Source organism: Arthrobacter stackebrandtii (genome assembly GCF_017876675.1).
Lineage (GTDB): Bacteria > Actinomycetota > Actinomycetes > Actinomycetales > Micrococcaceae > Specibacter > Specibacter stackebrandtii.
On the sequence record NZ_JAGIOI010000001.1, the window covers coordinates 2,755,449 to 2,777,952 of the forward strand.

General features: G+C 69.2%; 24 protein-coding genes. 17 read left to right on the top strand and 7 right to left on the bottom strand.

What is annotated here, in order from left to right; translation table 11 throughout:
* Window positions 1-42: 42 nt before the first annotated feature.
* Together JOF48_RS11995 and thiE are read right to left on the bottom strand one after the other, a co-directional pair.
* Entirely contained in the window at window positions 43-1,140 is a 1,098-nt protein-coding gene (locus tag JOF48_RS11995; RefSeq protein ID WP_209681002.1) for a pyridoxal-phosphate-dependent aminotransferase family protein, read from the bottom strand.
* An 87-nt stretch (window positions 1,141-1,227) separates the two neighbouring features.
* Window positions 1,228-1,917: a thiamine phosphate synthase gene (thiE, locus tag JOF48_RS12000; RefSeq protein WP_209681004.1), complete on the bottom strand. Its 690-nt coding sequence runs from the start codon at window positions 1,915-1,917 to the stop codon at window positions 1,228-1,230.
* A 203-nt stretch (window positions 1,918-2,120) separates the two neighbouring features.
* On the opposite strand from thiE, the gene thiO reads away from it, so the two are divergent.
* Genes thiO through JOF48_RS12020 form a run of 4 tightly spaced genes read left to right on the top strand, consistent with a single transcriptional unit; the run spans window position 2,121 to window position 5,167 of the window.
* Entirely contained in the window at window positions 2,121-3,344 is a 1,224-nt protein-coding gene (gene thiO / locus JOF48_RS12005; RefSeq protein WP_209684470.1) for a glycine oxidase ThiO, read from the top strand.
* A gap of 8 nt (window positions 3,345-3,352) precedes the next feature.
* Window positions 3,353-3,592 (top strand): sulfur carrier protein ThiS, encoded by a 240-nt coding sequence (gene thiS, locus JOF48_RS12010; protein WP_209681006.1) that lies wholly within the window; start codon window positions 3,353-3,355, stop codon window positions 3,590-3,592.
* 57 nt (window positions 3,593-3,649) lie between these two features.
* Window positions 3,650-4,450, top strand: coding sequence for a thiazole synthase (locus JOF48_RS12015; protein ID WP_209681008.1), 801 nt, complete (start codon window positions 3,650-3,652; stop codon window positions 4,448-4,450).
* Window positions 4,451-4,510: 60 nt separating this feature from the next.
* Window positions 4,511-5,167 (top strand): 4a-hydroxytetrahydrobiopterin dehydratase, encoded by a 657-nt coding sequence (locus JOF48_RS12020; protein WP_209681010.1) that lies wholly within the window; start codon window positions 4,511-4,513, stop codon window positions 5,165-5,167.
* 161 nt (window positions 5,168-5,328) lie between these two features.
* Here JOF48_RS12020 and JOF48_RS12025 read toward each other — a convergent pair whose 3' ends face one another.
* The 3 genes from JOF48_RS12025 to JOF48_RS12035 all read right to left on the bottom strand — a co-directional run bounded on the left by JOF48_RS12025 (window position 5,329) and on the right by JOF48_RS12035 (window position 6,621).
* On the bottom strand, window positions 5,329-5,634 hold the full coding sequence (locus tag JOF48_RS12025; RefSeq protein WP_209681012.1) for a hypothetical protein: 306 nt from the start codon (window positions 5,632-5,634) through the stop codon (window positions 5,329-5,331).
* A 66-nt stretch (window positions 5,635-5,700) separates the two neighbouring features.
* Window positions 5,701-5,925: a DUF3107 domain-containing protein gene (locus JOF48_RS12030; RefSeq protein WP_209681014.1), complete on the bottom strand. Its 225-nt coding sequence runs from the start codon at window positions 5,923-5,925 to the stop codon at window positions 5,701-5,703.
* 57 nt (window positions 5,926-5,982) lie between these two features.
* Window positions 5,983-6,621 carry a TetR/AcrR family transcriptional regulator gene (locus JOF48_RS12035; protein WP_209681017.1) on the bottom strand — a complete coding sequence of 213 codons (639 nt, stop codon included), beginning with the start codon at window positions 6,619-6,621 and terminating at the stop codon, window positions 5,983-5,985.
* A gap of 108 nt (window positions 6,622-6,729) precedes the next feature.
* Between JOF48_RS12035 and moeB the strand changes: the two genes are divergently transcribed.
* The 3 genes from moeB (at window position 6,730) to JOF48_RS12050 (ending at window position 9,430) form a co-directional block, all read left to right on the top strand.
* Window positions 6,730-7,914: a molybdopterin-synthase adenylyltransferase MoeB gene (moeB, locus tag JOF48_RS12040; RefSeq protein ID WP_209681019.1), complete on the top strand. Its 1,185-nt coding sequence runs from the start codon at window positions 6,730-6,732 to the stop codon at window positions 7,912-7,914.
* A 79-nt stretch (window positions 7,915-7,993) separates the two neighbouring features.
* A complete protein-coding gene (locus JOF48_RS12045; RefSeq protein ID WP_209681021.1) occupies window positions 7,994-8,206 on the top strand; it encodes a hypothetical protein in 213 nt (70 codons plus the stop codon).
* Between the two features lie 237 nt (window positions 8,207-8,443).
* Window positions 8,444-9,430, top strand: a complete 987-nt coding sequence (locus JOF48_RS12050) for an SDR family NAD(P)-dependent oxidoreductase (protein ID WP_209681023.1) — start codon at window positions 8,444-8,446, stop codon at window positions 9,428-9,430.
* 27 nt (window positions 9,431-9,457) lie between these two features.
* Here JOF48_RS12050 and JOF48_RS12055 read toward each other — a convergent pair whose 3' ends face one another.
* The gene (locus JOF48_RS12055) at window positions 9,458-10,879 is read right to left on the bottom strand and encodes a glutamyl-tRNA reductase (RefSeq protein ID WP_209684472.1); all 1,422 of its coding nucleotides are present in this window, start codon (window positions 10,877-10,879) and stop codon (window positions 9,458-9,460) included.
* Window positions 10,880-11,043: 164 nt separating this feature from the next.
* On the opposite strand from JOF48_RS12055, the gene hemE reads away from it, so the two are divergent.
* The 10 genes from hemE to JOF48_RS12105 all read left to right on the top strand — a co-directional run bounded on the left by hemE (window position 11,044) and on the right by JOF48_RS12105 (window position 21,407).
* Complete coding sequence (hemE, locus tag JOF48_RS12060; RefSeq protein WP_209681025.1) at window positions 11,044-12,099, top strand: uroporphyrinogen decarboxylase; 1,056 nt, start codon at window positions 11,044-11,046, stop codon at window positions 12,097-12,099.
* Window positions 12,100-12,150: 51 nt separating this feature from the next.
* Window positions 12,151-13,683, top strand: a complete 1,533-nt coding sequence (locus JOF48_RS12065; protein WP_209681027.1) for a protoporphyrinogen/coproporphyrinogen oxidase — start codon at window positions 12,151-12,153, stop codon at window positions 13,681-13,683.
* A gap of 74 nt (window positions 13,684-13,757) precedes the next feature.
* Window positions 13,758-14,456: a hydrogen peroxide-dependent heme synthase gene (gene hemQ, locus JOF48_RS12070; protein WP_209681029.1), complete on the top strand. Its 699-nt coding sequence runs from the start codon at window positions 13,758-13,760 to the stop codon at window positions 14,454-14,456.
* Entirely contained in the window at window positions 14,453-15,730 is a 1,278-nt protein-coding gene (locus JOF48_RS12075) for a ferrochelatase (protein ID WP_245346509.1), read from the top strand. The genes hemQ and JOF48_RS12075 overlap by 4 nt, the downstream gene beginning before the upstream one ends.
* A 17-nt stretch (window positions 15,731-15,747) precedes the next feature.
* Entirely contained in the window at window positions 15,748-16,731 is a 984-nt protein-coding gene (hemC, locus tag JOF48_RS12080; RefSeq protein WP_209684478.1) for a hydroxymethylbilane synthase, read from the top strand.
* Window positions 16,728-17,624 (top strand): uroporphyrinogen-III synthase, encoded by an 897-nt coding sequence (locus JOF48_RS12085; RefSeq protein WP_209681032.1) that lies wholly within the window; start codon window positions 16,728-16,730, stop codon window positions 17,622-17,624. The genes hemC and JOF48_RS12085 overlap by 4 nt, the downstream gene beginning before the upstream one ends.
* Complete coding sequence (gene hemB / locus JOF48_RS12090; RefSeq protein ID WP_209681034.1) at window positions 17,621-18,601, top strand: porphobilinogen synthase; 981 nt, start codon at window positions 17,621-17,623, stop codon at window positions 18,599-18,601. The genes JOF48_RS12085 and hemB overlap by 4 nt, the downstream gene beginning before the upstream one ends.
* Window positions 18,602-18,657: 56 nt before the next feature.
* The gene (gene hemL, locus JOF48_RS12095) at window positions 18,658-19,968 is read left to right on the top strand and encodes a glutamate-1-semialdehyde 2,1-aminomutase (RefSeq protein ID WP_209681036.1); all 1,311 of its coding nucleotides are present in this window, start codon (window positions 18,658-18,660) and stop codon (window positions 19,966-19,968) included.
* A gap of 80 nt (window positions 19,969-20,048) precedes the next feature.
* Window positions 20,049-20,597 carry an MOSC domain-containing protein gene (locus tag JOF48_RS12100; protein WP_209681038.1) on the top strand — a complete coding sequence of 183 codons (549 nt, stop codon included), beginning with the start codon at window positions 20,049-20,051 and terminating at the stop codon, window positions 20,595-20,597.
* Window positions 20,598-20,654: 57 nt separating this feature from the next.
* Window positions 20,655-21,407: a glycosyltransferase family A protein gene (locus JOF48_RS12105; protein WP_209681040.1), complete on the top strand. Its 753-nt coding sequence runs from the start codon at window positions 20,655-20,657 to the stop codon at window positions 21,405-21,407.
* 63 nt (window positions 21,408-21,470) lie between these two features.
* On the opposite strand, the gene JOF48_RS12110 is transcribed toward JOF48_RS12105, so the two are convergent.
* Complete coding sequence (locus JOF48_RS12110) at window positions 21,471-22,493, bottom strand: alpha/beta fold hydrolase (RefSeq protein ID WP_342591230.1); 1,023 nt, start codon at window positions 22,491-22,493, stop codon at window positions 21,471-21,473.
* Window positions 22,494-22,504: the final 11 nt, after the last annotated feature.

A 22,504-nucleotide genomic window follows, 5' to 3' on the forward strand; every position in this document is an offset into this window, starting at 1 on the left:
CCATGTCAGCGGCGTCGCCGGCGCATGTCCATCGTCCAGGTCTCAGGCCTTGGCGATGGCTTCCTTGAGCGCGCCGAGCACCAGCACAACGGAGGCCGGGTTGGCGTTGGGACCCATCATTCCGATCCGCCACACCGTGGAGGCAAACTCGCCGGCACCGGAACCAATCTCCAAACTGAAGCGCTCCAGAAGGTAGGCGCGGACGGCTGCCGAGTCCACGCCGTCGGGCACCTTGACGGTGGTCAGGCTGGGCAGGCGCGAGCCTTCCTCGGCAAACAGTTCCAGGCCCATGTCCTGCAGGCCTTCCTGCAGTGCCAGGCCGGCCGCCGCGTGGCGGGCCTGGACGGCGTCGAGCCCTTCACCAAGGACCCGGTCAAGCCCGGCGGCGAGGCTGGCCACCATGGCCACCGGCGCCGTGTGGTGGTAGGTGCGCTTGCTGCCGCCGGCCGCTCCGACATACCCGCCCAGCAGCCCGAGGTCGAGGTACCAGGACTGCGGGTCCTGGATGCGGCGCTCGAAAGCGGCGTCGGAAATGGTGAAGGGGGCAAGTCCCGGCGCCACGCCCAGGCACTTTTGCGTCCCGGCGTAGCCAATGTCGATGCCCCAGTCGTCGGCGAGCAGTTCCAGGCCGCCGATGGAGGTGACGGCGTCGACCAGCAGCAGGGCGTCGCCCTTGAGCCGGCCGAGCGCGGCGATGTCGGAGAGCACACCGGTGGAGGTCTCGGCGTGCACTGCCGCGATGACCTTGGGGTTGGGATGGGCGGAGGCCACCCGCTCGGGGTCAATCGGCCGGCCCCACTCGTGGTCCACACGCACCACCTCGGCGCCGGCGCGGCGGGCCACCTCGCACATGCGCACGCCGAAGAGTCCGTTCACAGCCACCACGGCCACGTCGCCGGGGCCCACCGAGTTCACGAAGGCGGCTTCCATGCCCGCGGATCCGGTGCCGCTCAACGGCAGCGTCCGCGCGTTGGCCGTTCCCCACAATTGGCGCAGACCCTCGCAGGCGCTGTCCATCATCTCGATGAACAGGGGGTCGAGGTGGCCCAAGATGGGATGCCCGAGGGCTGCGACCGCCTCCGGGTAGCAATTGCTGGGGCCGGGGCCGAACAGGTGCCGGAAGGTCAGTGGGGTGCTCATGATGCTCCTTCGTGCCGGGGTTGCTGTAATCCCAGCATAGGCGGGCCCTCCGGCGGGCCGAGGCAGGGCATGGGACGCGGCGGGCCGCTATCCGAGGGCAGGCAGGCGGGAAAGCAGCGACTGGGCGGCCGCCGTCGGGTCGTCGGCGTGGGTAATGGCGCGAACCACAACAATCCGGGAGGCGCCGGCGGCGACCACCTGGTCCACAGTGGAGAGGTCCACCCCGCCAATGGCAAACCACGGCTTGGCGGTGGCCAGCGATGCGGCATGCTCCACCAGGGAGAGCCCGACGGCGGCCCGGCCCGGCTTGGTGGGGGTGGCCCACAACGGGCCCACACAGAAGTAGTCGGCCCCGGAAGCTGCGGCGGCGGTCGCCTGCGCGGGGTCGTGGCAGGACAGGCCCATCGAAACGTCGGGCCCGATCAGCGAACGGGCGGCCGGCAGCGGCAGGTCCTTCTGGCCCACATGGAACACCGGCGCCCCGCTGAGCCGGGCGATGTCGGCGCGGTCGTTGACGGCCCACAGCTTGCCGAACTCCGCCGCAACCGAACGCAAAACCTCAAGCTTTTCCAGCTCTTCGGCAGCCTCGATGTTCTTGTCGCGCAGTTGGATGATGTCCACCCCGCCGGCGTAGGCGGCCCGCAGGAAATCGGCGAAATCGCCTTGTTCGGCGCGGGAATCCGTGCACAGGTAGAGGCGGGCGGCAGCAAGGCCGGGGGCCGGGGCGGCGGCAGCGGAGGCGGGCGTGGCGTCATGAATGGCAGAAGTCTGGGGCATGTCTCATAGACTAGTGCAGTACCGCGGGAGCCAGTGAAGCTGGCTGAGAGGGCGCCGACTGCGCCGACCGACAGCGCCTCCAGGGCGTGGAACCTGATCCGGATCATGCCGGCGTAGGGAAGGAGAACATTGTGGCACCCGCCATCCATGGGGCATCGGCCCCTGAAACCCAGGCACCGGGGGACAATCCCGGCGGCCTCACCCTGCCCGACGTCGCCGTCATCGGCGGCGGCATCGTGGGGCTCGGCATCGCCTGGGAAGCCCAGTGTGCGGGCCGGTCGGTGGTGGTGATCGACCCCGCGCCCGCCACCGGCGCCACGTTCGCCGCGGCTGGCATGCTGGCCCCCGTCAGCGAACTCCACTACCAGGAGGAAGAGCTCCTGGAGCTGACGCTCGCCTCCAATGCGCGCTGGCCCGGCTTTGCCGCATCCCTTGAGGGCCCGGGCGTTCCCGGCACCGGATTCCGTACGACGCCGACCCTTGTGCTGGGTGCCGACGCTGCGGACCGCGGTGCCCTGGCCGACCTGCGGGAGGTGCAGGCGCAGAACGGCCTGGACGTTGAGCAGCTGACCATCCGGGCGGCCCGGTCCGCCGAGCCGATGGTGGGTCCGCACATCTCCTGCGCCTACAGGATCGCCGCCGACCACCAGGTGGACCCCCGCGGTGCGGCCGCCGGGCTCCGGCACCGGCTGGCAGAGGTTGCCGCCGCGCGCGGCGATGCCGATCCGTTCATCGCCCAGCCAGCCGCCGGCCTGTTGTGGGACCGCCAGGAAACAAGCGGCGGGGGAGCCGGAAGGCAGAGCCGGGTGGCCGGCGTCGTGCTTGAAAATGGCACCGAAATCCGCGCCCGGGAGGTGGTGGTGGCCAACGGGCTGGCCGCCCCGCAGCTCAACAACCTGCCGGCGGGGCTCGAGCTGCCGCTGCGCCCAGTCCACGGCGACGTCCTGCGCCTGCGCGTCCCCGAACAGCTGCGTCCGCTGGTGACGGCGACCATTCGCGGGCTCGTCCGCGGGCTGCCGGTGTACATCGTGCCGCGCGAGGACGGCACCGTGGTCATCGGCGCGACCAGCCGCGAGGACCACAACCCCGGAGTCAGCGCCGGGGGAGTGCACCAACTTTTGCGCGATGCCCAGGTGCTGCTGCCCGCGGTGGCCGAGCTGGAACTGCTCGAATGCACCGCCCGCGCCAGGCCCGGCACCCCGGACAACGCGCCGCTGCTGGGGCGCGTGGCGGACGCAGGCGGCAGGGACATTCCGGGGCTCATCATCGCCACCGGATTCTTCCGCCACGGGGTGCTGCTGACCCCGATCGCCGCGCACATCGTCCGCCAGCTGCTCGGCGGAATCGCCGACCTGGCCTGGTTGCGCTTCCGCCCCGACCGCTTCTCGCCCACCATCCGCCCGGCGCACGCCGCCCCCACCGTGTAGGAGACACCATGCACACCATTTCGCTCAACGGCACCACCGAATCCCTTCCGGCCGGCACCACCGTGGCCGACCTTGTCACCGCCACCACGGGCAGGGCGCTTTTGCCCACAGGCCAGGCGGCCGACGGCGGACGGCTGGGTGTCGCCGTCGCCCGCAACGCCGCCGTGGTGCCGCGCAGCCAGTGGTCGGCCACCGCTGTGGAGGACCGGGACGAACTGGAAATCGTCACGGCCGTGCAGGGCGGCTGAAATGGCCCTTCCCGTTCCCCTTCCGCCCGAGCCCGCCCGCAACCGAAAGTGAACGCCATGACTGAAACCCTGACCCGCAACGACGCCCTGGTGATCGACGGGGTGGCCCTGAATTCCCGGCTCATCATGGGCACCGGCGGTGCGCCGAGCCTGTCCGGCCTCGGCGCCGCCCTCATCGCCTCCGGCACCGAGCTGACCACCGTGGCCATGCGCCGCTACTCGGTGGACGAGGCAGCCGGCGGCGGCACGAACCTGTTCAAGCTGCTGTTGGAGAACAACATCCGCATCCTGCCCAACACTGCCGGCTGCTTCACCGCGCGCGAGGCCGTCATGACCGCCGAGCTGGCCCGCGAGGCGCTGGAAACCGACTGGGTGAAACTTGAGGTCATCGCCGACGAGCACACGCTGCTGCCCGACGCCCTGGAACTGGTCGAGGCCACGGAGCAGCTGGTCAACAGCGGCTTCAAGGTCTTCGCCTACACCAATGACGACCCCGTCCTGGCCCTGCGCCTCGAGGAGTTGGGCGCGGCCGCCGTCATGCCGCTGGGCGCCCCGATCGGCACGGGCCTGGGCATCCTGAACCCGCACAACATCGAGCTGATCGTCTCCCGCGCCTCGGTCCCCGTGGTGCTCGACGCCGGCATTGGCACAGCCTCCGACGCCGCCCTGGCCATGGAGCTGGGCTGCGACGCCGTCCTCCTGGCCACCGCCGTCACCCGCGCACAAAATCCTGTGGTCATGGCCGAGGCCTTCAAACACGCGGTCATCGGTGGCAGACTGGCAGCACAGGGCGGACGCATCCCCAAGCGGGCGCACGCACTGGCCTCCTCCGCGATGAACGGCCGCCCCGACCTGTAAGGACTGCCCGCCGCACGGTCGCTGGCAGCCTCGTGATCGGCAATCGCAAAGGAGCGTGCCATGGGTGCGCAGGACACATTGACCCGGCCTGAAATCGACGCGGCCCTGGTGGAACTGCCCGGCTGGAGGCTGCGCCTGGGCGGGCTGTCGGCGGCACTGAAATGTCCGACGTCGGCCACCGCCTTGGACTTGTTCGCCACCATCGGGGCGCTAGCCCAGGCGGCGAACCACCACCCGGATGTCGACTGGCGCTATGACACCTTGTTCGTGGTGCTGTCCTCGCATGATGCAGGCAACAAGGTGACCGCGCGGGACGTGGCGCTGGCACGGGCCATTTCCTCGGCCGCCGCCGAAGCCGGGGCAGTGGCCCGGCCGGAGCTGCTGCGTGCCGTTGAAATTGCCATGGACACCGCTGACTTCACGGCCGTGGCACCGGTCTGGGCCGCCGCGCTGGGGTTAAAGGCAGGGGAACCGGATGAGCTGCGGGATCCCGCCGGGAGGCTGCCCACCATGTGGTTTCAGCAGACGGAGACGCCCAACGCCAACCGCTTCCACTTTGACATCCACGTTCCCGCCAGCGAGGCGCAACGTGTCCTGGCCGAGGTGGAGGCCGCGGGGGCCACGCTGGACCGCTCCAGCGCACCGCAGTTCGTGATCGCCACGGACGTGCAGGGAAACCGGCTGTGCATCTGCACCGAAGAGGGCCGGGACGCCTGAGGGCTGCGGCGCCTGCGTCCCAGGCTCCTGCTGCGTGCAGGGATGCCGCCGAACCGGCAGCCGGTTAAACGCCGGTGCGCAGGCCCCCGGAGGGTCCTGCGCACTGGCGGGGCAAAGCATTGGCGGGCCGGATGCGGTGGCGGCGGCCCGCCGTCGTGCCCCTAGTGGATCTGGAGAATCTGGGTGGTGCGGTCAATTTGCCGGTTGTGGCGGGTGCGGCCCACAAAACCGGCCGTGGCCCAGGCTGCTGCGCCGCCAACCGCCATGGACAGGATCCACGGGATCCACGCGGTGGCGGAGCTGCCGTCCAGCCCTGCCGCCATGGTGATGATCCAGACAAGCAGGGCGGCCACCACGGCCGCACCGGCCGGCAGCACCGCGCCGAAGGTGTAGCGGTACTTGTCAACGGCCCAGGCGATGGCGCCCAAAGCGCCGGCGGTCAGGGCAATAATGACCAATGCAACCATGAAGATGTTCCGTCCCTTGCGTAAATCGTGTCGCGTGAATCCTGGAAATGCCGCGGGCGGGCTGGCCTAGAGCGCGCCGAAGCCCATGCTGCGGGGCTTGTCGCCGCCCAGTTCAACGTATCCGATGCTGTTGCCGGGAACAATCACCAGGCGGCCCTTTTCATCCTTAAGACGCAGCTCGGTGCCGTTGGCGAGCGACTCTGAGACCAGTGCGGCAACGTCGTCGGCGCTCTGTTCGGTTTCAAGGACAATTTCACGGCTGATGTGCTGGACACCGATCTTGATTTCCACAGTTTTCTCCTTGGATGAGAGCTATAAGTATGTACCAACCACACTAGTGGCAGGCGGTCAGGATTCCTTGGGGAAGCGGCTAATTCCGCGCCAAGCTAAACGGTAGACGAGGTCGCTGGCCACATCGATGTCGAGGTCACCCTTCGCTTCAAGCCAGAACCGTGCGCTGACCTGTGCCATGCCGGCCAGGGCACGGCCCAGCAGGATGGACTCGACGGGCGGCAACTTGGTGTCTTCGGCGATGACCTGGCCGATCGCGTCGGCGTACGTGGCGTTGAACGCCTCCAGCCGGGCGGCGACGTCGGGGTCGTTGACAAGGTCCGATTCAAAGACGAGCCGGTGGGCCTGGTCGTCCTTGGCCATGAACGTGAAGTACGCCTTCATGGTGGCCTGCACGCGCAGCTTGTTGTCAGTGGTGGACCCCAGCGCCGTCACCAGCATCTGGGTCAGCGCCTCCAGGTGCTCGTCCAGCAGCGCCAGGTACAACTCCCGCTTGCTGGGGAAATGCTGGTAGAGGACGGGTTTGCTGACCTGGGCGGTCTCGGCAATCTCGTCCATCGCGGCGCCGTGGTAGCCGTGGTTGACGAAAACCTCCAGGGCGGAGGCCAGCAGCTGGGCCCGGCGTTCATCGCGGGGCATGCGGCTGGGCTGCGTGCGTGGTGCTGGGCGTTCCTTGGATGAGGGTTCGACACTCATATGGCTGCCTTTCTCTTCCGTTGCCCCAAAACTGGTGCAGCGCCATAGTGTGACATTCTACCCGCCGGTAATGAGCCCGCCGGTGAGGACGGGACTAGATTAAGAAGTATGGTTTCCGTGATCCAGCCCTTGAAGTCCGCTCCGCCTGCATCCCTGCCGCCCCTGGTTGAGCCCGGCCCGCCCCTGGCCCAGGAAGAATTGGAGCGATATTCGCGCCACGCCCTCATTCCGGAAATCGGGTTGGAGGGCCAGCGCCGGCTGCGCAATGCGCGCGTGCTGGTGATCGGCGCCGGCGGACTGGGATCCCCCGCCCTCCTGTATCTGGCCGCGGCCGGGGTGGGCACGCTGGGCGTGATCGACGACGACACCGTGGAGCTGAGCAACCTGCAGCGCCAGGTGATCCACGGCGTGCACGACATCGGCCGCAGCAAGCTCGAATCCGCCCGCGATTCCGTCCTGGAGCTGAACCCCGGAGTCAACATGGTGCTCCACAATGTCCGGCTGGATTCCTCCAACGCGTTGGAACTGTTCGCCGGCTACGACGTCATCCTCGACGGCGCCGACAACTTCGCCACCCGCTACCTGGTCAACGACGCCGCAGCCATCCTCGGCAAGCCCTACGTGTGGGGTTCCATCCTGCGCTTCGACGGCCAGGTCAGTGTCTTCTGGGACAGGTTCGGCCCCAATTACCGCGACCTCTACCCCGAACCGCCGGCCCCCGGCACCGTCCCGTCCTGCGCGGAGGGCGGCGTCTTCGGGATGCTCTGCGCCTCAGTCGGCGCCATGATGGTCACGGAGGCCGTCAAGCTCATCACCGGAATTGGCCAGACACTCCTGGGCAGGCTGCTGATCTTCGACGCCCTGACCTCCCGCTGGCGCGAAATCCGGATCGCCAAGGACCCCGCTGCCGCGCCCATCACCGAACTCATCGACTATGAAATCTTCTGCGGGCTGGTTCCCGCGGAGAAGAACGACGGCGACCTCATCTCCGTGGACGAGCTCGCCTCCCGCCTGGCCCGCCGGGAGAATGGAGAGGACGACTTTGTGCTGGTGGACGTCCGGGAACCGGTGGAGTTCCAGATCGCCCGCATCCCCGGATCCGTGCTGGTACCGCTGGGAGGCATCCGCGACGGGTCAGCGCTGGGGGCCCTGCCGCAAGACAAGGCCTTGATCCTGCATTGCAAGGCGGGCACCCGCTCGGCCCAGGCCCTGGCAAGCCTGCGCGCGGCCGGTTTTGCCGACGTCGTCCATCTTGAGGGCGGCATTGATGCCTGGCAGAGCCGGGGCCTGTAGGCCGGCCCGGCACACGGGTGGGCTGAAAAATCCCTGGGAACAAAAGGTGTCCGGGGAATTGCGAACAAAGGGGCAGGGCATGGACAACGTTCGAAGGGCCGGCCTCTGCATATTGGCAGCCGGTGCGGCACTCATGGTCGCCATGGCGATATTGATGGCAGTTTCGAGGACCATGGATCCCAACGGTGTGCCGATCGTCCCCGCCATGTTCCTGGCCTGGGGCGGCTTGGTCGCAGTGACCGGGTTGGCCACGTTGCTGGTTGGCGTCTTTGGAAAGAAGTCCCGTATTTAGTACCCCTAAAGCGTGCAGCGTTGCCTCAGGACACGCTCTTGGTCCTGCAATGCAAGGCGGGAACCTGCCCGGCCCATGCCTGGCGGGCCTGTGCGGCCGGTTGTCCCGCCGCCGTCCACCTTGACGGCGGGAATGGTGCGTGGCAAAGCCGGGACAAAGTGGGCGCGCAGGAGTAAATTTCGAATCAGGGCATCCCCGCAGGAGCGAGGGGCCGGCACTGATGAAAAGAGGCGCGCCATGGGCCGCTCGGACAGTCAAAAAACGCCGCAGGAACCGCTGGGTTCGGGATTTGGGCATTATGCGGCCGCATCGGAAGTGGTCAGCGGCGTGGACCTCTCCGGGACCGCGGCGGTCGTGACCGGAGGGTATTCGGGCCTGGGGCTGGAGACCGTCCGCGCGCTGGCCGGTGCCGGTGCCGCCGTGACGGTGCCAGCCCGCCGTGCGGAGCATGCCCGAGGGGTGCTGGAGGAGGCCGGCCTGGGAGGTGTGCATGTTTTTGACATGGATTTGGGAGACCAGGCCAGCGTGAAGCGGTTCGCCGCCGACTACCTTGACTCGGGGCAGCGGCTGGACCTGCTGGTCAACAATGCCGCCATCATGGCATGCCCGGAAACCCGTGTCGGCCCGGGCTGGGAGGCGCAGTTCGGCACCAACCACCTGGGCCACTACACCCTGGCGAACCTGCTCTGGCCGCTGCTGGCCGACGGAGGGGCGCGCGTGGTGGCGCTCTCGTCCACCGGGCACAAGCGGTCCGGAATCCACTTTGACGATCCGCAGTTCACGCGCGGCTACGACAAATGGGAAGCGTACGGGCAGGCAAAGACCGCCAACAGCCTGTTTGCCGTGTGGCTGGACGAGCTGGGTGCCGGCGACGGGGTGCGGGCGTTTGCGGTGAACCCGGGCGGCATCATGACGGGGCTGCAGCGGCACCTGACGCAGGAGGAGATGGTGGCGGCCGGCTGGATGGACGCATCAGGAAAGCTCCGTGACGGCTTCAAGACGCCTGAACAGGGTGCGGCAACCTCCGTATGGGCCGGCACCTCCCCGCAGCTGGACGGGCGGGGCGGCGTCTACTGCGAGGATTGCGACATTGCCCGGCCCACCGATCCGTCGTCTGAGCTGGCCCGCTTCATGGGTGTGGATCCCCACGCCGTGGACCCCGGCCCTGCCCGGCGCCTGTGGGAGCTTTCGGCGGAATTGACGGGCGTAAACGCCTTCGGCTGAGGGCTGTGGGGTGCGTCCCGGCGGGTGCTAGGCGGTGGCTTCGGTGCCTGCCGTGCCGTCCAGGGAGGCGCCAGCATCCGGTGCTTTTGTGGCGGAGGCTGCGCTCACCGCGCTGCCGATGATTTCCGGCGTCGGTTTCAGCCCGTAAAGGACGTCCAGGGCGGCGATGTAGCTCTCGGTGTCGCCTGCTGCCGCGAGTTCCTTCGCCCGGACGGTCGGCACATGGAGCAGCTGCTTGACCATGCGCCGCATGGCGAATTCGACTTCGGCGGTGGCCGCCGAGCAGCCGTGCTGCTTGCGGACCTTGGCCAGTTCGTCGTCGAGCACGGCCATGGTGTGGCGGCGCAGCGCCACGATGGCGTGGTCCAGGGAGCGGGCGTTTTGGGCCTGCCCGAAGCTGCTCGTGGCCTCGGTCACCAGTGCGGAGGCCTGTGCGAGGGTCTCTTCCTGCTCAGCCGGGGCCGCCTGGCGGACCGTTTCAAGGGTCAGCAGCTCAACGCCGGGAAGCTCGGCAATGTCGGGTGTGAAGTCGTGGCTGAGGGCCAGGTCGATGACCGTCAACGGGGGCGAATTGTCATGGCGCAACTGTGCCAAATCCGCCTTGGTGACCTGGTGGTCGGAGCCACTGCAGCCCACGAGCAGGGTGGCATTGGCCAGGGCGCCCGGCAGGGTGTCGTCATTGAGGGCCGTGCCGCCGCGGGAGGCCGTGAAGATGTCGGCCCGGCCCGATGATGAATAAACCGAGATGTCGGTGCAGCCGCGCTGGGCCAGCTGGGCCATCGCGGCTCCTGCATAGGCGCCGGTGCCAAACAGCACCGCCGACATGCCGGAGAGCGGGCCCGCATCCCCGGAAGGCGGGCAGGGGGCGGCTGAAAGTGCCCCGGCAGGTGGCGGGGCATCTTGGGAGGGTGCCGCGTGGAAGGCGGAGGCCAGGTCGAGGGCCACGGAGACGATCGACATGCCGCGGCTGCCCAGGGCGGTTTGGGAACCGACGTCCTTGGCGGTTTTTGCCGCAGCCTGGAACAGGCGCACGAGCTGCGGGGTGGTGACACCCTGGTCCTGCGCCTCGCTGAGGGCCCGCCGGACCTGGCCGGCAATCTCCCGCTCGCCCACGACGGCCGAATCCAGTCCAGTGCTCACGGAGAACAGGTGCCGGGGAACGGCATCTTCCTGCAGGGTGGCCAGGGCGTCCGAGACCTGTGCCGCGGGCAGTCCCGAGTACCGGCTGACGGCCTCGACGGCGGCGCTGCGGGCGGCCCCAACGTCATCGGCGCTGCGGGCATGGAGGTAGAGCTCATAGCGGTTGCACGTTGCCAGTGTCACCAGCCCTGCCACCGCATTTTGGGCAGCCACCAGCTCGGAGCTGACCTCCGATGCCCCGGAGCTGAGGCGGGCGACGGTTTCCAGGTCAAGGTCTGTGTGCGAGGCAACGAGCGAAAAGAGAACCACAATTTCAACATGGTAGACCCCCAAGCTGGGGGTTTATGCACAAGTAGACTCAAAGCGTCACCAAGAATGTGTGAGGCTGCTCACCGCCAGCTCACTGCCCGCGCCCTCCTACGGTGACAGTTTGTGCACAAAATACGCCCAGTTTGGCTCTGTATGGTGTTGCCATGACACTGAGCCCAAGCCACCCGCTGATGGATGGCCGCACCGCAAACTCCCCATTGATCACTGCCTACCGGGGCGGAAAGCCCAGCCGCCGCCCCGTTTGGTTCATGCGCCAGGCCGGCAGGTCGCTGCCGGAATACCGAGACCTCCGGGTGGGCACGACCATGCTGGAATCGTGCCTGAAGCCGGAGATGGCCGCCGAAATCACGCTCCAGCCGGTCCGGCGCCACGACGTTGACGCCGCCATTTTCTTCTCCGACATCGTCATCCCGCTCAAGCTGGCCGGCGTGGGCGTGGACATCGTCCCCGGCGTGGGCCCCGTCCTGGACAAGCCGATCCGCACGGCCGAGGACATCGCCGCCCTGCCCGAGCTCACCGACGAGTCCCTGGACCCGATCCGCGAGGCCGTGGCCCTGACCGTCAAGGAACTTGGCAGCACCCCGCTGATCGGCTTCGCCGGGGCACCCTTCACCGTGGCCGCCTACATGGTTGAGGGCCGCCCGTCCCGCGACCACCTGGGCCCGCGCACCATGATGCACGCCGAGCCGGAGCTGTGGGCGGAACTCATGCGCTGGGCCGCCAACGCCTCGGGCAAGTTCCTGCGTGCACAGATCGAGGCCGGTGCCAGCGCGGGCCAGCTCTTCGACTCCTGGGCGGGGTCGCTGGGACTGGCCGACTACACCGAACATGTGGCACCGGCGTCGTCCATCGCCCTGGACCATGTCCGCGGCCTAGGCGTGCCGCTGGTCCATTTCGGCACCGGAACGAGCGAACTGCTCGGCGCCATGCTGGATGTTGGCGTGGACGTCATGGGCGTCGACTACCGGCTGCCGCTGGACGAGGCGAACCGCAGGCTGGGCGGCCGGGTCCCGCTGCAGGGCAACATCGACCCCGCCCTGCTCAGCGCGCCGTGGGAGGTGCTGGAGCAACATGTCCGCGAGGTGGTGGCCGCGGGCTCCACGGCGCCCGCACATGTGGTGAACTTGGGTCATGGCGTTCCGCCGGACACCGACCCGGAGGTCCTGACACGCCTGGTTGCGCTGGTCCACTCGATCTAGCGCAGCGCCCAGCCCGAACCCTGCAATCCGCACCAGCCACAAGGGGAGACCATGGAAACCCGCAAGACCGCAGCCAAGGCCCACCGCCCGCTTGAGCACCCCGCACCGAACCGTGCCGTGGTGGTGGGCGGGGGAATCTCCGGGCTGCTCGCGGCCAGGGACCTGCAGGCGGCCGGCTTCCACGTGGACATCTACGAGGCCTCCGGCATGTGGGGCGGTTGCGTGGGCAGCCACGAGGTGGCCGGGACGGTGCTTGATTCCGGTGCCGAGTCCTTCGCAACCCGCAACACCGCCGTGGCCGACCTTGCCGAAGAGCTGGGCCTGGCGGAGCGGATCGTGCAGCCGAACCCGGCCGGCGCCTGGGTGTGGCTGCCGGACGGACCCGTCCCGCTGCCGCGCACCGGAATCCTCGGCATCCCCTCGGACCTGAACGCGCCCGAGGTGCGGGCAGCGCTCGGTGCCTCCGGCGTGCTCCGCGCCTCGGTGGACGCCAGGCTGCCCGCCACCGTCGGGACCACCGAGAAGGTTTCCAGCGTGGCCGAACTCGTGCGGCTGCGCATGGGCAAGCGCGTGCTGGAACGCCTTGTCGCCCCCGTGGTTGCGGGTGTGCACTCCGCCGATCCCGAGAAGCTCGACGTCGACGCGGTGGCCCCGGGCCTGCGTGCCGGCATCCGTGAGCACGGCTCGCTGGCCGCCGCCGTGGCAGCGCTGCGTGCCACCGGCCAGCCCGGGTCCGCCGTGGCAGGGCTTTCAGGGGGCATGCACACCCTCGTCACGGCGCTCGTTGACGCGCTGGCCCGGGCAGGCGTGGGCATGCACCTGGGCCACCGGGTCAGGGCCGTCTACCGGGACGACACCGACCCGGAGCAGGTGCCCGAGGACAAGAAGTACGACGGCGGCGCCCCCGCCCCCTGGATTGTCGACTGGGAGCACGGCACGGACCGCGGCTTCGCGGCTGCCCAGCTGCTGGTCTTGGCCACCGACGGGCCTACGGCCGTGGGGCTGCTCGCCCCGGAACTGCCCGAGCTGGAACCCTTCATGCCCGCGCCCGGGCCGGACATCCGCCTCGTCACGCTGGTGGTCGACGTGCCCGAACTCGATTCTGCGCCGCGCGGCACGGGCATCCTGGTGGCTCCCGGCGTGCCCGGCATCAAGGCCAAGGCGCTCACTCACGCCACCGCCAAGTGGGAGTGGCTGGCCGACGACACAGGCCCCGGCACCCACGTGCTGAGGCTCTCCTACGGCCGCGCCGGCGTCAAGCCTGCCGACGCCGTCCGCCTCACCCCGGCCACGCCGCGGGAGGACGACCTCGTGGCCACGGCACTGGCCGACGCGAGCGCACTGCTGGGCATCGCGGTGACCGAAGCGGACCTCCTGGGTTCCGACATTGTCCGCTGGCGGGGCTCCCTGCCGTTTGCCGCCGTCGGACACCAGGCCAAAATGGCGCAGCTGCAGGCCGTGGCGGCCACCGTGCCGGGGCTGGTGCTGGCCGGCGGCTGGATGAGCGGCAACGGCCTGGCGGCCGTGGTCAGCGGCACCCGCAGGGCCGTCCGGGCGGCGGTCGACTCCGCCCGGCGGGTGTAAGCTTCGTCACTTTCTACGTCATGTAGAGAAGTTCGGTTTCATTTTTAGCGGCCCCCGGGTGCACACTTGAACGCATGACCAGCCACACATATGAACAATCTGTCACTAAAACTCCTGCCGAGACGCCGTACACGCTGTGGACCGTCTTCAAGCGGACCGGATCCTTCCAGGGCGGGGAAGCGGCGGTGACCGCGTTCGATGCGCTGGTCGCCGAGCTGGCCGCCGAGAGCATCACCCTGCGCGGCAGCTACGACGTCTCAGCCATGCGCAGCGACGCGGACATCATGGTGTGGCTCGTGGGCGCCGATGCCGAGGGCCTGCAGCGCGCAGTCCGCAGCATCCGCCGCCTGGCACTGTTCGAGTCCACGGAAATCGCCTGGTCCGCCATGGGTGTGCACCGCGAGGCAGAATTCGCCAAGTCCCACGCCCCGACCTACATGAGCTCCAAGGGCCCCAAGGGCTGGGTCTGCGTCTACCCGTTCGTGCGCTCCTACGACTGGTACATCCTTCCCGCCGAGGACCGCGGCCGCATGCTCCGCGACCACGGCGTGCTGGGCCGGGACTTCCCCGAGGTCCAAGCCAACACCGTCTCCGCCTTCGCACTCGGCGACTGGGAGTGGCTGCTGGGCCTGGAGGCCGACGAGCTCACCGACCTCGTGGACATGATGCGCCACCTGCGCGGCACCGACGCCCGCCTCCACGTGCGCGACGAAATCCCCTTCTACACGGGCCGCCTGGTCTCCAGCACCGAGGTCGCCGAGGTTCTCCGATGAGCGCCGTGATGCACGACGGCGGAACTTCCGTTGCGCAGGATGCGGCTGCCCAGGCTGCACCGAACCCGGCGCTGCCGGTTGCGGAGCCTGCAGAGTACGACGCCATCCTGCTGGCCTCCTTCGGCGGGCCCGAGGGCCAGGACGACGTCATCCCCTTCCTGCGCAACGTCACGCGCGGCCGTGGCATCCCGGACGAGCGCCTCGAAGAGGTCAGCCACCACTACCGCAAGAATGGCGGCATCAGCCCCATCAACGCCCAGAACCGCGCCCTCAAGGCCGCCCTTGAGGCAGAGCTGGCCGCCCGCGGCATTGAGCTGCCCGTGCTGTGGGGCAACCGCAACTGGGACCCGTACATCCCCACCGTCCTGCAGGATGCGTACGACGCCGGCCACCGCCGCCTGCTGATGGTCAGCACAAGCGCGTACTCCTCATACTCGAGCTGCCGCCAGTACCGTGAAGACATTGGCATGGCGCTGACCGAGACAGGCCTGGACGGCAAGCTGGCCGTGGACAAGGTGCGCCAGTACTTTGACCACCCCGGCTTTGTGGTCCCCTTCATCGAAGGCACCGCCATCTCCCTGGCAAAGGTCAGGGCGGAACTTGCCGCCGCCGGCACCCCCGACGCGCCCGTCCACGTCATGTTCGCCACCCACTCGATCCCCACCCGCGACGCCGAGGCCGCCGGTCGTTCGGTGGAAGAGCCGCGCACCTTTGAGCAGGAGTCGGCCTATGTGGCCCAGCACCTGGCCGTGGCCCGCGTTGTCATGGACGCCGTGGAGCCGTCTGCGGTCGAAGGCCGGGACTTCTCCCTGGTGTACCAGTCACGCTCCGGCGCCCCGCATGTACCGTGGCTGGAACCTGACATCAATGACGCCCTGGCGGAACTGGCAGAAGCCGGAACCAAGGGCGTGGTGGTGGTTCCGCTCGGCTTTGTCAGCGACCACATGGAGGTTCTCTGGGACCTGGACACCGAGGCTGCCCAAACGTGTGCCGAGTTGGGCCTGACCTTTGACCGGTCCCCGACACCTGGCACGCACCCCAAGTTTGTTGCCGGGCTGGTGGACATGATCTGTGAACGCACCGTGGAAAACAACATTGCGCAGCGCCCCGCCATGACCAAGCTGGGCCCTTGGCGCGATGTCTGCAACCCTGGCTGCTGCGCAAACTTCCGTGGCGAGAAGCCCGTCATTGCCGAGGGTGGCAGCACCATTGGCCTGTGTTCCGGGGGACGGCCTGCCGCCTCTTCCACGGCCGTTGTGCAAGGTGGCTCTTAATCTCCATGGCTGAAACAATGGCAAGTGTGAAAATTGGAACCCGCGGAAGCAAGCTGGCCCTGAGCCAGACCCAGCAAATTACCGACCAACTCAGCGCCGTCGGCGGCTTTACGGCCGAGATCATTCCCATCAAGACCGACGGCGACGTCCTGACCGGCCCGCTGTCCCAGATGGGCGGCACGGGCGTGTTTGCCGCGGAACTGAGGGCGGCCGTCTTGGACGGCCGCGTGGATGTGGCCGTGCACTCGTTGAAGGACCTGCCCACCGCGGCGGTTCCCGGGCTGGCGCTGGCCGCCGTGCCGGTCCGCGCCGACTCGCGCGACGCACTGTGCTCGCGGGACGGGCTCAAGCTGGCCGAGTTGCCGCCCGGCGCCACCGTGGGGACCGGTTCCCCGCGCCGGGCGGCCCAGCTGCTCGCTGCCCGCCCCGACCTGGAGATTGTGGACATCCGCGGCAACGTGGACACCCGCCTCGCCCGGGTTCCCGGCCTGCCCGGCAACCCCGACGGCGATGCCGTCCCCGGCAAGTCCGGCGACCTCGACGCCGTCGTGCTGGCGGCGGCAGGGCTGACCCGGATCGGCCGGCTCGACACGGTCACCGAATTCCTGGACACCGAGGTCATGCTTCCGGCACCCGGCCAGGGCGCACTCGCCCTGGAATGCCGCACCGCCGACGCCGAGCTGACAGGCGTCCTGGGGCAGTCGCTGGCAGCCGTTGACGATGCGGACACGCGCCTGGCCGTCACCGCCGAGCGCGCACTGCTGGCCCGCCTCGAGGCCGGCTGCAGCGCACCCGTCGGCGCCCTCGGGCACCGCAAGGGCTCCATGCTGTACCTGGAAACCGTTGTCGTCTCCCTCGACGGCAAGCGTTCGCTGCGCCTGAAAAAGGCCACCGACGGGCTCACCGAGGTCGGAGCGACCCTCCTTGGCATCGAGCTTGCCGAAGAATTGCTCGCCGGCGGTGCCGCGGACCTGGCAGACCTGGCCGGCCCCGCGCAATGACCGCAAACAGGCCGCTGGCGGGGTTGCGCGTGGCCGTGACCCGGAGCGTGGACCGCGCCGGCGGCCTCCTTGCTGCGTTGGAGGGCGCCGGGGCGGAGCCCGTCCTGGTTCCCCTCATCGACTTTGAGGTCTCAGGCAACGACGTCCTGGGCCGGGCGCTCCGGCGCCTCGCCGAGGGGGAATACCGCTGGCTGGTCATCAGCTCCATCACCACGGTCCGCGCGCTGAAGCAGTGGTGTGAATCGGCCGGGACTTCCCTCGCCGAGCTCGTTCCACCGTCCACCTCGGTGGCCACGATCGGGCCCACGTCCGTGGACATCCTGGCCGCCGAGGGCATCGAGGCCGTCCTCGCGCCAACCGACGTCCAGTCCGCCGCAGGCCTGGTGGAACTGTGGCCGGACGCCGCCCCGGCTGACGGCACAACCAACAAGGTCCTGCTCCCGCAGTCCAACCTGGCCAGCCCCACGCTCGTCGACGGCCTCGCCGCCAAGGGCTGGGCCCCGGAAGCCGTCACCGCCTACCGGACCGTCGACTACCCGGCGCGCGACGGCCGCCGCCTGACAGCGGCCCTGGCCGCCCGTTCGCCAATGCAGGAATGCGTGGCCCGCGACGTGCTTGCCCCGGCGCAGGCGGCAGGTGAGATCCGCTCGGGGGCGATTGGCGCCGTCGTGCTGGCCTCGGGGAGCGCGGCGCGGCGGACGGCCGAAACCATCGCGCCGCTGCCGGAAAGCTGCCTGGTGGTGGCGATCGGCGAACCCACGCGGGAAGAGGCCGAACGGCTGGGGATGCGGGTGGCCGCGACGGCCGTGCACCCCACGCCGGAGGGCATCACGGCCGCACTGGCCGCAGCACGCACACATTTTCACAACCAAGATTCACAGGAGCCATCATGAGTTTTCCCCAGCACCGCCCGCGCCGCCTGCGCACCACCCCCGCGATGAGGCGGCTGGTCAGCGAGACGAAGGTGGCGCCGTCGGACCTGATTTTGCCGGTGTTCATCCGGGAGGACCTCACCGAGCCCAGGCCCATCACGTCCATGCCGGGCGTGGTGCAGCACACGACGGCGTCGCTCATCCTCGCGGCGCGCGATGCAGTGGCGCTGGGGCTGGGCGGGATCATGATTTTCGGCATCCCCGCCGAGCGCGATGCCGTGGGAAGTGCCGGGACGGACCCGTTTGGGGTGCTGAACAAGGCGATCCGGGACGTGCGTGCGGCCGTGGGCGACGAACTCGTCATCATGAGCGACCTCTGCCTGGACGAGTTCACGGACCACGGGCACTGCGGCGTGCTGGATGCCAACGGCGTCGTGGACAATGACGCAACCCTGGAGATCTACGCGAAGATGGCCGTGGCGCAGGCAGCGGCGGGCGCGCACGTGGTGGCGCCGTCGGGCATGATGGACGGCCAGATGGCCGTGATCCGGGAGGCCCTCGACCTGGCCGGCTTCACCTCGGTTTCTGTGCTGGCGTACGCGGCCAAGTACGCCTCCGCGTTTTACGGCCCGTTCCGCGAGGCCGTGGATTCGCAGCTGCAGGGCGACCGCCGCACCTACCAGATGGACCCGGGAAACCGCCGCGAGGCCCTGCACGAGGTGGAGCTGGACCTCGCCGAAGGCGCCGACATTGTCATGGTCAAGCCGGCCATGAGCTACCTGGACATTCTGGCCGACGTGGCCGCCATGAGCCCCGTGCCGGTGGCTGCGTACCAAATTTCGGGCGAGTACGCCATGATCGAGGCCGCCGCAGCCAATGGCTGGATCAACCGGCGCGGTGCCATTGAGGAGTCGGTGCTGGGCATCAAGCGTGCCGGTGCCAACATGATCCTGACGTACTGGGCGGCGGAACTTGCCGGCTGGCTGCGCGAAAACTAAGCCCGACGGCGCCTTTCCCACCTTCACCGTTCGACTGAAAAACCAAAGGACTTCCCATGACCAGCTCGCAGGAACTTTTTGACCGCGCCAAGACCCTTATGCCCGGCGGGGTGAACTCGCCCGTGCGCGCCTTTGGCTCGGTGGGCGGCACGCCGCGCTTCATGGTCAACGCCAAGGGCGCCTACCTGACGGACGCCGACGGCCGCGACTACGTTGACTTGGTCTGCTCCTGGGGGCCGGCGCTGCTGGGCCACGCCCACCCCGACGTCCTCGCCGCGGTGCATGCCGCAGTGGACCACGGCCTCAGCTTCGGTGCCTCCACCCCGGCCGAAAGCGAACTGGCGGCCCTCGTGCAGGGCCGGGTGTCCGGCGTCGAACGCCTGCGCATGGTCTCCACCGGCACCGAGGCCACCATGACCGCCGTGCGCCTGGCCCGTGGTTTCACGGGGCGTGAGCTCATCATCAAGTTCGCCGGCTGCTACCACGGCCACCTCGACTCGCTGCTGGCTGCCGCCGGCTCTGGCCTGGCCACCCTCGCCCTGCCCGGCTCGGCCGGCGTCACCGCCGCAACCGCCGCCGAGACCCTGGTGCTGCCGTACAACGACCTCGCCGCCGTTGAGGCCGCCTTCGCCGCGCACGGCGACCGCATCGCCGCCGTCATCACCGAGGCTGCGCCCGCCAACATGGGCGTCGTGACCCCGGGCGAGGGCTTCAACGCCGGGCTGTCCCGCATCACCTCCGCACACGGTGCACTGCTCATCCTGGACGAGGTCCTGACCGGATTCCGCGTCGGGGCCGCCGGCTACTGGGGCCTGACCGGCGCCTCCGAGGGCTGGACCCCCGACCTGTTCACCCTTGGCAAGGTCATCGGCGGCGGGCTTCCGACGGCCGCCCTCGGCGGGCGCGCGCAGGTCATGGACTACCTGGCACCTCTCGGCCCGGTCTACCAGGCCGGCACGTTGTCCGGAAACCCCGTGGCCATGGCCGCGGGCGTGGCCACCCTGACCGCCGCCACGGCCTCCGTGTACGCAGCCGTGGACGCCCGCTCGCTGGAACTCTCCGCTGCACTGTCCGGTGCGTTGTCCGCCGAAGGCGTGGACCACTCCATCCAGCGCGCCGGAAACCTGTTCTCCGTGGCGTTCGGCACCTCCGCCCGCGGCGTGCACAACTACGCCGACGCCCAAGGGCAGGAAGTGTTCCGGTACGCGCCGTTTTTCCACTCCATGCTGGATTCCGGCGTGTACCTGCCGCCGAGCGTCTTCGAGGCCTGGTTCCTCTCCGCCGCGCACGACGACGCCGCCATGAACCGCATCTTCGAGGCCCTCCCGGCCGCGGCCAAGGCTGCAGCAGCGGCACCCATCGTCTGACCCGGGGGCGGCCCGGGGTCCGTCGCATCCGGCAGGCCCTGGGCAGCCGCCGACGCCGGCATGCTGCCTAGACTGGTTCCATGGACAGCACCGCGACTGTTTCAGCCCTCCACGCCGACGCCACCCACCGCTTCAGCAAGAACACGGCTGCCAGAATCGAGCTTGTGGCCGGGCTGGGTGTGGCCGGCGACGCCCATTCCGGGGCCACGGTGCAGCACCTTTCCCGGGTGCGGGCCGATCCCAGCCAGCCCAACCTCCGCCAGGTGCACCTCATGCACCAGGAACTCTTCGATTGGCTCGCCACCCGCGGGTTCACCGTTGCCCCGGGCCAGCTCGGTGAGAACGTCACCACCACCGGCGTGGACCTCCTGGGCCTGCCCCGCGGAACCATGCTCCATCTGGGTCCGGAGGCCGTGGTCGAGGTGACAGGCCTGCGCAACCCGTGCGCCCAGATCGAGAACTTTCAGAAGGGACTGCTCAAGGAACTCGTCGGCCGCGACGCCAACGGGGACACCATCCGCCGTGCCGGCATCATGGGCGTCGTCCACCGGGGCGGAGCCGTGCGTTCCGGGGACACCGTCACCGTGGTCCTCCCCGACGGCCCGCACGAAGCACTCCAGGGCGTCTAAACCCTGCGGCGCAAGCCGGGACGCGCCGTCGTGCGCCAGCTGCTGTAGGGTGTGCGCATGGCGAGAAAAACCACGATTGCCGTTGTCATTCCCTCGCGCAACGACGCCGGGATGCTGGCCGTTTGCCTGGCCCACCTGGCGCGGCAGTCGCGGCCGGCGGACCGGGTCATCGTGGTGGACAACGGCAGCCCCGACAACACCGCCGAGGTGTGCGCGGCTGCCGGCGTGGAGCGGATTCCCTGGCCTGAGCCTGGTGTGGCGGGGGCGTCCGCACGCGGTTTCGATGCTGCGGGGACGGACATCATCGCCCGTGTCGACGCCGATTCGCGCCCCGGCCCGGACTGGCTGGCCCGGGTGGAGGCGGACCTGTCGGACGCGGGGCCGCTGGCTCTGGTCACGGGGCCCGGCGATTTCTACGGCGGGCCGCGGCTGGTCTGCTGGCTGGGCCGGACACTGTACCTGGGCGGCTACTTCCACGTGGTGGGGCTGCTGCTGGGGCACTGCCCGGTGTTTGGCTCCAACTACGCGATGGCAGCCGGCGTATGGTCCAAGCTGGGCCCGGACGTGACCCGCGACGACCCCGGCGTCCTCGACGACCTGGAGATTTCCTACCTTCTGCGCCCGGAAATGCCCGTCATCTTTGACCCGCTCCTGCGCATGCCCGTCTCTGCACGGCCCTTCGCCACGTGGGCCACGCTGGGGCGCCGGCTGGCCATGGCGTGGCTGACGTTCCGGCAGTTGTTCGCCGCGGAGAACCCCCTTGAACGACGCCGGACCCGCGTGCGTTGGGTGCGTGCCCACCAAAAGTGATGCCGCGTCCCGGAAAAGTGGGGTTTATGTGATGCGGCGTCGGGACGGGCGGGAGGATGGACGTCAGGGGATTGTCGGGCCGAAAAGTTGGAGCAGGTCGCGGCAGAGCTGGTTGGGGGAGGTCTCGCAGGGGCTGTGGCCCCCGGGGTAGACGGCCAGCCGGGCACCAATTGACTTGGCAAACTCGGCATGGAGGCGGGTGGGCCACAGGTCGTGCCCGCCCACGGCCACCAGCTTGGGCAGGTGCGCCGCCGACAGGTCGGGCACCAGGTCGGGGTTGTGCTTCATGAGGCCAACAATGTCCGTCACCGATGCCCGGCGCGTCAGCTTGAACCTGTCGCGGGCAAAGCGCAGCCGCCCCGGACGGACGGGGATGACGTTGGACTTGATGCCCCAGACCATCAACGCCGCACCCACGCCTGCCGGGGCGATGCCGGTCAAGGGCCCGATCCGGCTGACGCCGCGGAAGCTCTGGCCGGCCAGCGGAGGGCAGCTGAGCAGGGTCAGGCTGGCGAACAGGCCAGGCTCCCGGGCACAGGCCAGTCCGGAGACGGTGCCAGCAAAGGAATAGCCCACCACGTGGGCCGGCCGGCCCAGCCCGCGCAGCACGGACAGGACATCGTTGGCAAAGAGTTCAAAAGTGTAGTGCCGCCCGGCAGGGATGAGGTTCTCCGGCCCGGCGGCCGCCGACTCGTATTGTCCCGCCAGGTCAAAGCTGAGGGTGTGGAACCCTGCCGCAGCCAGAATGGGCATCATCAGCACAAAGTCTTCCTTGGACCCCGTGGCGCCGGGCACCAGCACGACCGGGGGACTGGACGGGTCTCCGCAGCTGATGGCGGCCAGCGGCCCGCTCGGCGCCTGCAGCGTGCAACGGGAAAACCCCTCCGGCAGCAGCGCCCAGTCGAAGCCTGGCAGTTGCGCATCAAGCTGCGCGGCAGCATCGCCGCCCGGCATCGAGGCGGCATCGGTGCCCGGCGCGGAGTCCCCACCCGGAAGGGCGTCATTTTCGCTGGCCGCACCCGGGCCGCCGGGAACGCCCGGGCCGCCCGCGCCGTCGTCCTTCCCCTGGCCGGCAACAAAACCCACGGCCGCACCTC